General features: G+C 68.7%; 11 protein-coding genes. 10 read left to right on the top strand and 1 reads right to left on the bottom strand.

What is annotated here, in order from left to right:
* Positions 1-417: tol-pal system YbgF family protein (locus tag D7Y11_RS26405; protein WP_233607397.1), on the top strand; the 417-nt coding region annotated here is incomplete at its 5' end.
* Between the two features lie 61 nt (positions 418-478).
* Positions 479-1516 carry an agmatinase family protein gene (locus D7Y11_RS26410; RefSeq protein WP_126935091.1) on the top strand — a complete coding sequence of 346 codons (1038 nt, stop codon included), beginning with the start codon at positions 479-481 and terminating at the stop codon, positions 1514-1516.
* 4 nt (positions 1517-1520) lie between these two features.
* On the opposite strand, the gene D7Y11_RS26415 is transcribed toward D7Y11_RS26410, so the two are convergent.
* Complete coding sequence (locus D7Y11_RS26415; protein WP_126935092.1) at positions 1521-2528, bottom strand: hybrid sensor histidine kinase/response regulator; 1008 nt, start codon at positions 2526-2528, stop codon at positions 1521-1523.
* 257 nt (positions 2529-2785) lie between these two features.
* Between D7Y11_RS26415 and D7Y11_RS26420 the strand changes: the two genes are divergently transcribed.
* The 8 genes from D7Y11_RS26420 to D7Y11_RS26455 all read left to right on the top strand — a co-directional run bounded on the left by D7Y11_RS26420 (position 2786) and on the right by D7Y11_RS26455 (position 12180).
* The gene (locus D7Y11_RS26420) at positions 2786-4126 is read left to right on the top strand and encodes a trypsin-like peptidase domain-containing protein (RefSeq protein ID WP_121751329.1); all 1341 of its coding nucleotides are present in this window, start codon (positions 2786-2788) and stop codon (positions 4124-4126) included.
* Between the two features lie 53 nt (positions 4127-4179).
* Entirely contained in the window at positions 4180-6156 is a 1977-nt protein-coding gene (locus D7Y11_RS26425) for a serine/threonine-protein kinase (protein WP_120576948.1), read from the top strand.
* Between the two features lie 162 nt (positions 6157-6318).
* Complete coding sequence (locus D7Y11_RS26430; protein ID WP_014396275.1) at positions 6319-6690, top strand: YccF domain-containing protein; 372 nt, start codon at positions 6319-6321, stop codon at positions 6688-6690.
* Positions 6691-7105: 415 nt separating this feature from the next.
* Complete coding sequence (locus D7Y11_RS26435) at positions 7106-8608, top strand: hypothetical protein (protein WP_233607398.1); 1503 nt, start codon at positions 7106-7108, stop codon at positions 8606-8608.
* A complete protein-coding gene (locus D7Y11_RS26440) occupies positions 8605-9795 on the top strand; it encodes a hypothetical protein (protein WP_120576947.1) in 1191 nt (396 codons plus the stop codon). Before D7Y11_RS26435 ends, D7Y11_RS26440 begins: the two co-directional genes overlap by 4 nt.
* Positions 9796-10012: 217 nt before the next feature.
* Positions 10013-10801 (top strand): hypothetical protein, encoded by a 789-nt coding sequence (locus D7Y11_RS26445; RefSeq protein ID WP_126935093.1) that lies wholly within the window; start codon positions 10013-10015, stop codon positions 10799-10801.
* Positions 10802-10887: 86 nt separating this feature from the next.
* A complete protein-coding gene (locus D7Y11_RS26450; RefSeq protein WP_126935094.1) occupies positions 10888-11643 on the top strand; it encodes a DUF5953 family protein in 756 nt (251 codons plus the stop codon).
* A 36-nt stretch (positions 11644-11679) separates the two neighbouring features.
* The gene (locus D7Y11_RS26455; protein ID WP_126935095.1) at positions 11680-12180 is read left to right on the top strand and encodes a Tsi3 family protein; all 501 of its coding nucleotides are present in this window, start codon (positions 11680-11682) and stop codon (positions 12178-12180) included.
* The last annotated feature ends 18 nt before the right edge of the window (positions 12181-12198 follow it).

Here is a 12198-nt window from a genome sequence, read left to right on the forward strand (position 1 = left end):
CCCGAGGAGAATCCTCCCCCCGTGCCGCCTGAAGTCCTGGCCAGGCCCCGCTGGAGTCACCACTGGCGCAACGGCCTCATCATGGGAGGCGGTGCATTGCTCGGCGTGCTGGTGCTGACGTGGGTCATGCGCTCGGGCGAGCAGCACAAGCGCTCCTCCGATGTGGCGGACGCGGCCTATTCCAAGGGCAGGGCCTTTCTCGAACTGGGGCGGCCCACGGATGCCTTGTCCTCTTTTCGCGATTGCGTGGAGGCGGAGCCGGACAGGGGTGCGTGCCGGTTCGCGCTGGCCAACACCTACGAGAACCTGGGACGGGTGAAGGAGGCGCGGAAGGAGTACGACCGCTACCTGCGGTTGGGAATCCAGGGGCCCAACTCGGAGCATGCCCGCAAGTTCATGAAGGCCTTTCCCCCCTGAGGGCAGCCAGGCGCCACCGAAGCCATTGCGCCCCGGGAGCGGAACCGTATCCTGCGCCGCCATGGCTACCCACTTCGACCCCGCCGCCGCCGCGCAGCCGGGCTCCGGCATCTTCGGCCTCCCCCACTCTCCCGACGACGCCCACGTCGTCGTCATCCCCGTGCCCTTCGAGGCCACCACCAGCTACGGCGGCGGCACGTCCGACGGCCCCGCCGCCCTGCTGGAGGCCAGCAAGCAGGTGGACCTCTTCGACGTGGAGACCGGCCGGCCCTACGAGCGCGGCATCGCCATGCTGGAGGCCCCCGCCGAACTGCACACGTGGAACGAGCGCGCCAAGGAGCGCGCCCTGCTCGTCATCGAAGCGGGCGGCATCGAGTCCGGCGAGGCCGAGCTGCTCTCCGCCGCGAAGGACGTGAATGGCTTCAGCGAGAAGCTCAACGACCACGTCTACCGCACCGCGAAGCAGTGGATTGAGCAGGGCAAGCTCGTGGCCGCCGTGGGTGGCGATCACGCCATCTCCTTCGGCATCGTCCAGGCCCACGCGGAGAAGTACCCCGGCATGGGCGTGCTGCACCTGGACGCGCACGCCGACCTGCGCGTCGCGTATGAGGGCTTCACCTGGTCGCACGCGTCCATCTTCTACAACGTCTGCGAGCGCATCCCGGGCGTGAAGACGCTGGTCCAGGTGGGCCTGCGTGACATGAGCGAGAACGAGCACCGCTACATCGAGAACTCCGGCGGCCGCATCCACGCCTTCTACGACGCCGTCCTCCAGCAGAACCGCTTTGACGGCCTGCCCTGGAACCAGCAGGTGAAGCAGATCGTCGACAAGCTGCCGCAGCAGGTCTACCTGTCCTTCGACATCGACGGCCTGGACCCCGTGCTGTGCCCGAACACCGGCACCCCCGTCCCCGGCGGCCTGTCCTTCCCGGAGGCCACCGCGCTCGTCGCGGGCGTCGTGCGCTCGGGCCGCACCATCGTCGGCTTCGACCTCACCGAAGTGGCCCCCGACCCGGAGGGCAGCGAGTGGGACGCCAACGTGGGCGCCCGCCTGCTCTACAAGATGATCGGCTGGATGCTGAAGTCGCAGAAGGCCTGAGGCGTCAGGCCACGCGCGGCAGTGACACGCTGAACGTCGCGCCCTGCCCGGGGCGCGACTCGGCGGAGAGCGCGCCGCCGTGCAGCTTCGCCAGCTCCGAGGCCACGTAGAGCCCCAGCGCTTCTCCCTGCGCGGGGCCCTCCGGGAAGGGCTGGAACAGCCGGGGCAGCTCCGCTTCAGGGATGCCCGGCCCCGGGTCGCTCACGCGCACCAGCACCTGCTCCGGGGACGCCTTCAATTCCACGCGCACCCCGCCCTGCCTTGCCGCGTTCGACAGGAGCACGTCGAACACCTGCTCCAGGCGCTCCGGGTCGAAGCGCAGGCCCACCGCCTCCGGGGGCACCGTCACCTCCACCGGCACGCCCGGCCCCGTGGTGCGGCACCGCGCGACGGAGGCCTCCAGGGGCTGGCGCAGGTCTCCCTCCACCGGCCGCAACGTCACGCTGCCGGAGCTCAGACGGGCGGCGTCCTGGAGATAGCGTCCCATCCGCTCCAGCGACTGGAGCTGCGCGCCCAGCGCCTCCACCGCGCTCTTGCCCGGCGGCGGCAGGTCTCGAAGCGTGCGCAGCTGATCCCTCGCGGCCTCCAGCGGGCCCTGGAGCGACTGCGCCACCCACCGGCTCAGCGCCTCCACGGGCGTGGCGGGCCCCGGGGGCACGGCGGGGGCCTTCTCCAGCACGTCGTGGACCAGCGCCTCGAAGTCGGTGATTTCAAAGGGCTTGTTGAGGAACGCGGACGCATCCGGCGAGCCCTGCTGGAGCACGGCGCTCAGGAGGATGATGGGCACCTCGCGCAGGCCCGGCTCCTGCTTCAGCCGGCTGCACAGCTCCATGCCGCTCATGCGCGGCATCATGTGGTCCGTCACCACCAGCCGCGGGCGGTGGATTCTCGCGAGCGCCAGGGCCTCCTCGCCATCCCGCGCGCGCACCACGTCGTGCCCCAGGTCCTCAATCACCTGGCTCAGGACTTCCAGCACCGCGGGTTCGTCATCCGCGACCAGGACGAGACTCATGCGCAACCGCTCCCAAGGCCCCCGCGGGCAGCCAGCAACACGCCGCGCCGGGACTCCCAGGGCTGCCCTTGCTCCCCCAACGCCGCAATCGGCCCAGGGCAAGGACGTTCTGCCTGAAAGTGCGTTCGATCACGGCCGCACCATCTGGTCTATGAAGAGCGGGACGCCGCTTCCAGACACCCAGGGAATGGCTGAGGCCTTCCCGACATTCAGACTGTCTTCCGGGAGACAATTCCCGGCGACGTACGGAGGAAGGCATGAGGGCAGCACACATCCGGTGGGGGCTCTTGCTGTGGGGGCTCGTGCTGGCACTCCCGGCGCACGCGGACCTGTCCCGGCGCCGCAGCGACGTGGTGGAGGTGGTTCAGAAGGTCTCCCCGGCGGTCGTCTACATCGGCACCGAACAGGAGGTGGAGTCGCGCTTCCGGGGCCGGCCCCGCTCACCGCTGGAGGAGTTCTTCGGCCAGGGGATGGCACAGCCGGAGACGCGCCAGCGAATCACCGGCCTGGGCAGCGGCGCCATCATCGACCCGTCCGGCATCATCGTCACCAACGACCACGTCATCCGGGGCGCCTCCGCCATCCACGTGGTGCTCGCGGACGGGCGCACCTTCGACGCGGAGGTGGTGGGCAGTGACGCGAACAACGACCTGGCGGTCCTCAAGGTCAACGCGAAGGAACCCCTGCCCACCGCGAAGCTGGGCACCAGCAGTGACTTGATGATTGGCGAGACGGTGGTCGCCATCGGCAGTCCGTTCGGCCTGAGCAAGACGGTGACCGCGGGCGTGGTGTCCGCCACGGGCCGCACCTTCCGTGCGGACGACCGCGTCTACAACGACTTCCTGCAGACGGACGCGGCCATCAACCCGGGCAACTCCGGCGGGCCGCTGCTCAACGTGGACGGGGAGATCATCGGCATCAACACGGCCATCTACGCCAACGGGCAGGGCATCGGCTTCGCCATCCCCGCGGACAAGGTGCGGCGCATCGTGGAGGAGCTCACTCGCTTCGGGAAGGTGCGCCCCGCGTGGGTGGGCATGGACACGGCGGATCTCCCCTCGCAGGTGGCCGCACGGCTCGGGTGGGACCGCACGTACGGCGTCATCGTGACGAACGTGGATCCGGACAGCCCCGCCGCGCAGGCCGGTGTGCAGCGCGGAGACGTGGTCGCGGAGCTGGGCGGTTCGCGCATCCAGGACGCGGAGGATTTCGACTCGCGCGTGCGCGGCTACCCTGCCCGCTCGGTCTTCCCCTTGGTGCTCTTCCGAGCAGGCGGCAACCGCACGGTGCAGGTGACGCCGGTCGAATTTCCAGCTCGCCTGCTTGAGAACCTGGCGTGGGAGAAGCTGGGACTGCGAGTGAAAGAGAGCAAGGGCGGGATGGCGATTGCGTCCGTGCGGCAGGGCTCGGCTGCCTCGGAGATTGGGCTGGAGCCGGGGGACGTGCTGTTGCGGATGAACAATCAGCCTGTCCCAACGGGTGACACTTTCCGTGAAGCCCTGCTGACGGCGCGACGGGGACGTAGCGTGCTGTTGCTCGTGCGGCGCGGGCGCTACGGCTACCACCTGACGCTGCCTTTCGCCGGGCAGCGAATCTAGGCGCGACCCGGGGATTCCAGGATCGACGGGAAGGGCACTAGCATGCCGTTCCCATGAGTTCGCCTCGCTATCAGTCACTCGGCCCCCTCCTTGCCGGAGAGGGCTCGCGTGCCTTCCTCGGACTGTCGATTGAGGAAGGCGCCACGCCACGCCCCGTGGTGCTCATCTGGGCACCGCCTGAAATCGCGCAGAACCCGGAGCTGGTGGCGCGCCTGGAGCGCGAGACGAACCGCGCCATCGTCTTCGAGCACCCGAACATCCTGCGCGTGCACGGCCTGGAGAAGCTGGACGGAGGCCTGGCGCGCGTCACCGAGTTCGCGGACGGTGAGCCGCTGCGGCGCGTGCTGGAAGCGAACCCGCGCATGACGCCGGGCTTCGCGGCGCTGGTGGTGGCGGACGCGGCCATGGGGCTGCACTACGCGCACGTGGCGGGCAACGACGACGGTTCGCCGCTGGTGCACGGAGACATCCGCCCCGAGACGCTGATGGTGTCCTTCAGCGGATACACGAAGGTGACGGGCTACGGCGCGCTGTCCGTGGCGCCGCGTGAGCGCGGTGGCAAGCGCGTGAAGAACCGCCGCGCGTACACGTCTCCGGAGCAGCTGTTGGGCGGGCGTGAAGCGGTCAACGTGCAGTCGGACGTGTTCCTGCTGGGCCTCACGCTGCACGAGTGCCTCACGGGGAAGATGCCGTTCAAGGAGTCGGCGGATCCGGACAAGGCGGTGCTCAACCGCGCCCTGCCCCCGATGCCGGCGGACGTGCCGCTGAAGCTGGATGCCGTCGTGCGCCGTGCGACGACGAAGCGGGCGTTGGAGCGCTACTCGTCGGCGCTCGCGTTCCGCGAGGCGCTGGTGGATGCGATTGGCAAGCTGCCGACGCACGAGGAGTTCGCGGAGCACCTGGCGAAGCTGTTCCCGCCGGAGGCCGAGGCTCGCGCGGCGCGGCGGGCGACGATTGAGAAGGGCATCGCGGAGGCACTGGCGAAGGCGGGCATGCCGACGCCGCAGATCGCGGAGATCATCGCGAACGGCGCGGGGCTCGTGGAGCCCGTGAAGAGCAAGGTGCCGGAATTCTCCTCGGCGGAGAGCAGCAAGCCGGCTCCCGTGCAGGCCGTGGCCGCCGCGCCGCAGGCTTCCGCGCCTGTGCAGCCCGTGACTGCGGCGCCTCAGGCTTCCTCCCCCGCGCAGCCCGTGGCGACGGTGGCCCCGGCACCCGTGCAGGCGCCGAGGAGCACTCCTGTCGCGGCCCCGGTGCAGAGCGCGGCCCCGAGCACCGCGAGCCAGGCCACGGCACAGCCCGTGACGCCCTCCCCTGCTCCGACTGCATCCACGGAGACGCGGCCCGCGGGCCCCATCTTCGGTGGAGCGGCGAGCCCCACGGCGCAGACGGTGGCCACGCAGAAGCCGTCACGCTCCTGGGTGCCGTTCGTGGTGGGCGGTCTGGTGCTGACGCTCGGCGCGGGCGCGGTGATCGTCCAGCGCCAGCTCCAGGGCACGATGACGGTGGAGACGTTCGACGCGGGCCTGCCCATCGTCGTCGCCGAGCCCTTCGACGCGGGCATCGAGGACGCGGGCGTGGACGCCGGTGTGGACGCGGGCCCCGTGATGGGCATCCTGGACCTCACCGTGGAGCCCCGCGTGGAGGTCACGCTCAACAACGCGCTGCTGGGCCGCACGCCGCTGTCCGCGTCGCTGCCGCCGGGCAAGCACCTGCTGACCTTCACCAACGGCGCGCTCGGCATCTCCGTATCGCGCACCGTGACGGTGGCCCCCACGGGCCGCTCCGCCTACCAGTTCTTCCTCAACAAGGCCTTCATCAACGTGCGCGGTCCCGCCGGCGCCAACGTCTCCGTGGACGGCAAGCCCGTGGGCACGGTCCCCGTGGAGGAGCTGGACGTCTTCGAGGGCTACCACCGCCTCAACGTCACCGTGGGCCCATCGCACTGGCAGAAGACCTTCACCATCGAGCCCGGCCAGCGCGTCAACTTCGACGTGGACTTCCAGGAGCCCCAGGAGGCCGCGGAGGAGTAGGCGCCGGTTGGCGGGACGCCTCCACGACGGGGCTCGGGGATGGACAAACACCCCGCGCCCTGGCTCAAGCGATAGCAGCGCGCGCGGCTCCTGAAATCGAGGCCTGGCGAAATTCAGGCAGGCTCATGTCATCGACTGACGACTCCAACGTATAAGCCGATCATGAACCTGCTTCTGAACCTGGTGTGGATCATCTTCGGCGGAGGGCTGGTGCTCTGCCTCGAGTACCTGTTGGGTGGACTGGTGCTCTGCCTCACCCTCGTCGGCATCCCGTTTGGCGTGCAGTGCTTCAAGATGGCCGGTCTCGCGCTGATGCCCTTCGGCAAGGACATCGAGGATCTTCCCAGCGCAGGCGCGATGAGCTTCGGGCTCAACATCGTCTGGGCACTCTTCGCTGGAATCTGGATCTTCCTCACCAACGTCGTCATCGGCGTCAGCCTGGCGCTGACGATCATCGGCATCCCGTTCGCGCTGCAGCACCTCAAGCTCGGAATGGTCGCGTTCGCGCCATTCGGCAAGCGCATTCGCGGCTGAACGCCCCCTCCACCCGGCTCCCGGAATTGGACGAGTTGATCCGCCGACAGGGGCTTTCGGTGGTGAAGCCCGCTTCAGGCCAGACGCCCTTTTGAACGAGGGCATGAAACCGGCTCATCACCCCAGGTGCTACAGAATCGCGCACACCGCTCGTGCTGCTCGGACGGAGCGGTGCTCGAGGTCAGCCGGTCCTTTGGAATCAGCGCGAGTAGACCGAGCCTCGCGGAGCCTGGACTTGCCGGAGCCGGCTCCCCGCGTGTGTCAGTCCGCGGACGTCTGCCGCGTCATGGTACGGTGAGGGGCGCCGCTCGCGGGACTGTGATGCGATTTCCGAACCGGGCCTTTGGAGCTTGACTAGCTAATCGTGTCCGCCCTCCCCGAGCGGCGCTCCCGCCTCAGGAAGGGTGAACCTTCGATGGACATCGTGGGAGCACGTGCCGAGCAGGTCGCCCGTGAGGACCTGGTCATGTTCGTCAACGCGTGCTTCTCGTGCACCGGGCAGCGCGAGTTCTACAACGACGGGCGCGGGCAGGCGGTGTCCATCGAGTTCCTGCACGCCTACATCCTCGGCAACTACCGCCGCCTCTACACGCGCACCCTGGCCGCGGGCATCAACCACTTCAACCAGGCGCAGATCATCCTCAACCTGCTGGCGAGCGGGAAGCAGACCCCGTCCGCGGACCGGCACGAGGAGGGCGCGCTCATCGCGGCGGCGCTCCGGGCCCTGCCGCCCCAGCGGGCCTACCGGGTGCTGGACGTGCTGCGCGAGCGGCGCATCAACAACCGCCGCTCCCGCGCCATCGTGCGCGAGTTCCTGAAGGGGCGCGCGGACCTGCACTTCGACGCGGTGAAGTACCGCTCCAAGCTGCGCGCCGCCGTGGCGCACACCCACCTCAAGCTGCCCGGAGAGCTCAACCCCTTTCTCTTCCACGGCTGGCGAAAGCGCGTGTTCCAGGCGCCCCTGCTGGAGACGTTCCGCAAGGCCCACTACGACGCATCCGCCCTCTTCGAGCTGCCCTACACCGTCGCCGAGGGGCTCGCCGCGAAGCACCAGCTCCCCCGGGACGTCTTCCTGCGGAAGATCGAGCCGCGCCTCACCGCCGCCGAGAGGCTGCGCTTGCAGGGCTCGGCCACGCGCGCCCAAGGGGCCATCGCCCTCGACCTGGGGCGCACACCGCTCACCCGGCTGGCGCTCTACGTGCTCTCCCTCCCGCTGGAGGTGCGACGGGAGCGGCTGGCGGAGCTGCACACCGCGCTCGAGCAGGCTGCGGTGAACAGCCTGCGCCGGGCCTCGGTGCCCCTGGGCCGGGTGGCGGCCGTGCTGGACAACAGCTACTCCGCCTCGGGCTCGAGCGAGAAGCGCCGCCGGCCCCTCGGTGTGGCGCTCGCGGCGCACTACCTGCTGGCCGCCACGGCGCGCGAATACCTCGCTTTCTGGATGCATCCTCCCGAGCACCCCCTGCTCTCGCGCGCCCGGGGGCAGACGGACCTCGCCACCCCACTGCTGGACGCGCTGGATTGGATGCCCGAGCTGGTGGTCGTCGTGTCGGATGGCTACGACAATGATCCCCCGAACGCCGTGGCCGAGGTCACCCGCCTGTTTCGCACGAAGCTGGATCCCGCCCGCCGCACCACCATCATCCACGCCAACCCCGTGTTCGCCTCGGAGCTCTACGCGCCCCGGGGGATCGGGACGCACGTGCCCACCGTGGGCGTGAGGGACGCGGAAGACCTGCCCACGGTGCTCGGCTTCGCGCGCTTCGCCGAGGGGGCCTCTCCCCTGGCGGAACTCGAGGACTACCTGGCGGCGCGCGTGCGGCGGATGCTCGAGCACTCGCCCCGAGGCCACGCCGGAACCGAGCCCCCGAAGACCCGCTCCGAGCTCCCGGAAGAGTCGCTCGACGAGGAGGTGACATGAAGGAGGGAGATAAGAGCGCGGTGCGGCGGCTGCCGCTCACGGGGCTGCGGCTCGCGCCCTCGCAGGTCTGGGGGAGCATCCGCCTGGTGCCCGTGCTGCGCGATGACATCCCCGGAGACCTGCGCATCACCCGCAGGAGCTACGACGAGGACGTGAGCGTCGTGTCGCTCCAGGGCGGGTTGATGGAGCCCGGGCTCCATTACGTGTCCTACGTCCCCCATGGCCTGGTGGTGGACTGGGACGACAAGGGCGCGGCGGTGACCTCCGAGACCCGACTGCGCAAGCCGGAGGCCAAGGAGGGCAAGAGCCTCAAGCGCGGGCCCTTCTCCTCGACGCGGGTGCTGCACCGCATGGTGCACCGCGAGGACAAGAACCGGCTGCGGCTGTTGCCCATGCACCTGACGATGGAGGGCTTTCTCGCGCTGTATTTCGGCGGGCCGCAGGTGGCATGGAGCGAGTACTCCCAGGAGGCGCTCTCCCAGGGGCTCAATCCCCGGAGCGAGTGGAGCTCCTCGGGTTGGGCCAGCGCGGCCTTCGCGGAGGCGCTGCGCATCTTCGAGCTGCACGAGCGCCAGGTGGGCGTGCTCATCTTCCAGGCGGACGCGCTGCTCTCCTGCGCCATCGTCTCGCACCCCGAGGACTACCGCGCCTTGCACCGAGCCCTGCTCGAGGACTTCTACGGGGATCTGCTCGTGCAGTACGGCTTCCTGGGAGACGTGCCCGTGCTGGGGACAGGCGTGGAGGACGCGAGCGTGAACTCGATGAAGGACCTGAGGGCCGCCATCGAGCGCATGCGCGCGGACTGGGCGGACTTCATGGGCTTCATGGCCGAGGGCATCATCGGCGCCGAGGTGCTCACATCCCCCCTCTACGAGGCGGGGCCCTTCCACCTCCAGCGCTTCATCACGGGCTTGTCGCCCTCGGAGGAGAACCACATGGGCGAGGCCATCCTGCGCGGCGACGGCACGGTCGAGTACCTCAAGACCTACCGGCTCTCGGCGGCGCAGACGCGCCGGGCCTATCTGCTCAAGCAGCTCGCGCAGGGGGGCTGGAGTCTGGAGCGCACCGCCGAACATCTCAAGACGACCCGGGACGAGCTCATCGTCCGGCTGCGCAACGCGGGCTTCGGCTACCTCCTCAAGGAGCACGTCCTCAAAGCGGCCGAGGCCCGGCACGCGCGGCGCTGAGCGCTACGCCGGGGCGTGAACGCGGGCCGGGCGGCCTCGGGCTCGTCGAGCTTGCGCGAGAGGCGATGCCGTTCGCGGTTGATGCCGTCCACCTGGGCTGGCGAGAAGTCGACCGTCATTGCCTCAAGTGACAGGCTCATCTTCCATGGGAACGTGGCTGAACGTGGCCTTCATTCAGTGTGCGGATACAGCTCGAGTCGAGAGAGAACTCTCACGCTTGCTGGTGGAGGAGGGGCGGCGATTGACAACGCCCAAGCCGCGCACCCCGGAGCGGTACGATCGCATGCAGTACGGGCTCGGTGACGAGGTCCGGCGCTGGGGACTGGCGGGGTTTCAGGGAGCACCTGGGTGGACCGTCCTGCGCACGGCCCCCTTCGAGCTCCTGCTGCAGGGAACTCCGCCGCTGCTCGCACGCCTCTCCTCGCGACTGGGCGTGCCCGCCTTTCAATACAACATCTATGACAGCACCCCAGAGTTCTTGATGGAGGTGGATGCCGACGGGCGCGTCGAACTCTCGGGGTTCGTCGGCCAAGAAATAACGCGCTATTGGAACAGCGAACCGCCAATGGATCGTTTGGATACGCAGTTTCGTATCATCGATCCATCAGCAGTGGCCGCATGGGCAGAGTCGGCCATGCCGGAGGCGCGTGTTACCGGATGGCTCTATCGCCCCCACGCCGCCCCGCCTCTGACGGACTTCGACAAGCTGTTTGAGTCACAGCGGGCGGATCTCGTGCGATGGCTCGGGCAGTTGGGCACCCGAATCGACCCCGAGAGCCAAGAGTGGCGAGTTCATCCCTCGCACATCGTTCGCAGGCTCGCTCAAGCTGGCAGTTCGTTTCTTCCCGCCGAAGAATGCGTGGAGCCGGCCATCAAGACCGTATTTGGCGGGCCGAACGCCAGGCACTGCGACAACCTCTTTCTCGTGGAGACGCTCGTCCCCCATGCCCCCATGCCCGTCGATGGATTCGTGTTGTACGCGGAAGCGAGCAGCATGGAGGCGTAGGTGCATCATGACCGCTGGCTCGACTGAACGGACGTGACCATGCGACTCCGCGCCTGCGCCGCACTCCTGCTCTTCCTCTCGGGTCGATGACCACGCAAAGCACCCTTGGCATCATTGTCTATGCGCCAACTCTGCTTGCGAGGGACGAGCGCACGCTCGCTGTCGTCCATGGGATGGAGCGGGCCTTCCCTGGCTTGCGCCTCGATTGGAAGGTTTCCGAGGAGGGGCGCCTCATCGCTTTACCGCAACGAGACAGGTGGCTTTCCGAAGGGACCGGGGACGGAGGATTCCCACTCGTGTGCAACGGTGACGAGAGCTTCCCAGTGACGATTTATGGATTGCAAATTCCCGCACGACAGGCACCGGGCGGTAAGCCGTTATTCGATGCCCATGCAGAGCTACCACTGGTCGAGGCCGTCATCGCAGCCGCAGCGGAGGTTCTCGTAGGCGTGGCAGAGGGGGCCCGCGCGTTTTGGGGGCATGCGACGCCGTCTAGCGCGGGGGTCGAGATCGCACGGCAAACACGAGATCCGGTCCACAAGCCAGGGATTCCGCCCCGAGGGCTGCCAGCACTCAAGCTGCCCGAGAAGATCCGCGCGCCTGAGATTCCGCATCGCCTCGGGTGGCTGAACTACTGGTCGGCCGCCGCCGCAGAAGCCATCGGGTTTCCGGACCCGACCCGCGACGCCGACCTTCTCTCAAGAGCACGTCGCACGGAGTCGGGCGGATGGGTCGTGCAGCTCACCGACGCGCCGCTCGACCTGGACAACCCCGCCCACCTGGACGCGCTCCAGCGAGCCTATGAACGGTTCCCTGAGATCGGCGGACGTGCAGCACCTTGACCCGGCTCAGGGGCCCGGCTTTCCTTGAGTCCTGGGATGCGTGCTCAAATCTACCGTGCGGTGGGGGTCTTCATTCTTCTTGCGCTGGGGATGATCGGTTGCCGAGAAGCAGCTCCCCCCATGACCGCGCTGCGCATTCATCCACCCGTCGCGGGTCATGAACTCTGGCTTGCCTCCCACTACAAGGCCGAAACGCGCGAGCACGGCTGGCTGATCACCCCGGCCTCTGGCGCACATGAGTCTCGCGATCTAATCCAGATCGCTGTCGACATCATCGCGGGCCCCGCCCCGGATGCTGGGTCGACGGAGCGCGTGGGCGCACGGCGGCTGCGGCGTCTGGTGGAGACCTCCGAGGGCGGCTCCAGCGGGGAGGCCGTGACCCTGACCTATGTCGAGGCTTTGGGACCAGCAGCCTCCGTTCGCTACCGGCAGATGCGCTTCGCCGACGGCCTGGCCCCGAGCTTCGAATTGGACGAGTTGATCCGCCGTCAGGGGCTTTCGGTGGCGAAGCCCGCTTCAGACCCGACGCCCTTTTGAACGAGGGCATGAGACCGG

It is taken from the genome of Corallococcus sp. AB018 (assembly GCF_003986945.1).
GTDB lineage: Bacteria > Myxococcota > Myxococcia > Myxococcales > Myxococcaceae > Corallococcus > Corallococcus exiguus.

Excerpts from the sequence above, each read along its gene's own strand:
- D7Y11_RS26410 (WP_126935091.1), top strand. The coding sequence starts at position 479 with ATGGCTACCCACTTCGACCCCGCCGCCGCCGCGCAGCCGGGCTCCGGC.
- D7Y11_RS26415 (WP_126935092.1), bottom strand. The coding sequence starts at position 2,528 with ATGAGTCTCGTCCTGGTCGCGGATGACGAACCCGCGGTGCTGGAAGTC.
- D7Y11_RS26420 (WP_121751329.1), top strand. The coding sequence starts at position 2,786 with ATGAGGGCAGCACACATCCGGTGGGGGCTCTTGCTGTGGGGGCTCGTG.
- D7Y11_RS26425 (WP_120576948.1), top strand. The coding sequence starts at position 4,180 with ATGAGTTCGCCTCGCTATCAGTCACTCGGCCCCCTCCTTGCCGGAGAG.
- D7Y11_RS26430 (WP_014396275.1), top strand. The coding sequence starts at position 6,319 with ATGAACCTGCTTCTGAACCTGGTGTGGATCATCTTCGGCGGAGGGCTG.
- D7Y11_RS26435 (WP_233607398.1), top strand. The coding sequence starts at position 7,106 with ATGGACATCGTGGGAGCACGTGCCGAGCAGGTCGCCCGTGAGGACCTG.
- D7Y11_RS26440 (WP_120576947.1), top strand. The coding sequence starts at position 8,605 with ATGAAGGAGGGAGATAAGAGCGCGGTGCGGCGGCTGCCGCTCACGGGG.
- D7Y11_RS26450 (WP_126935094.1), top strand. The coding sequence starts at position 10,888 with ATGACCACGCAAAGCACCCTTGGCATCATTGTCTATGCGCCAACTCTG.
- D7Y11_RS26455 (WP_126935095.1), top strand. The coding sequence starts at position 11,680 with ATGCGTGCTCAAATCTACCGTGCGGTGGGGGTCTTCATTCTTCTTGCG.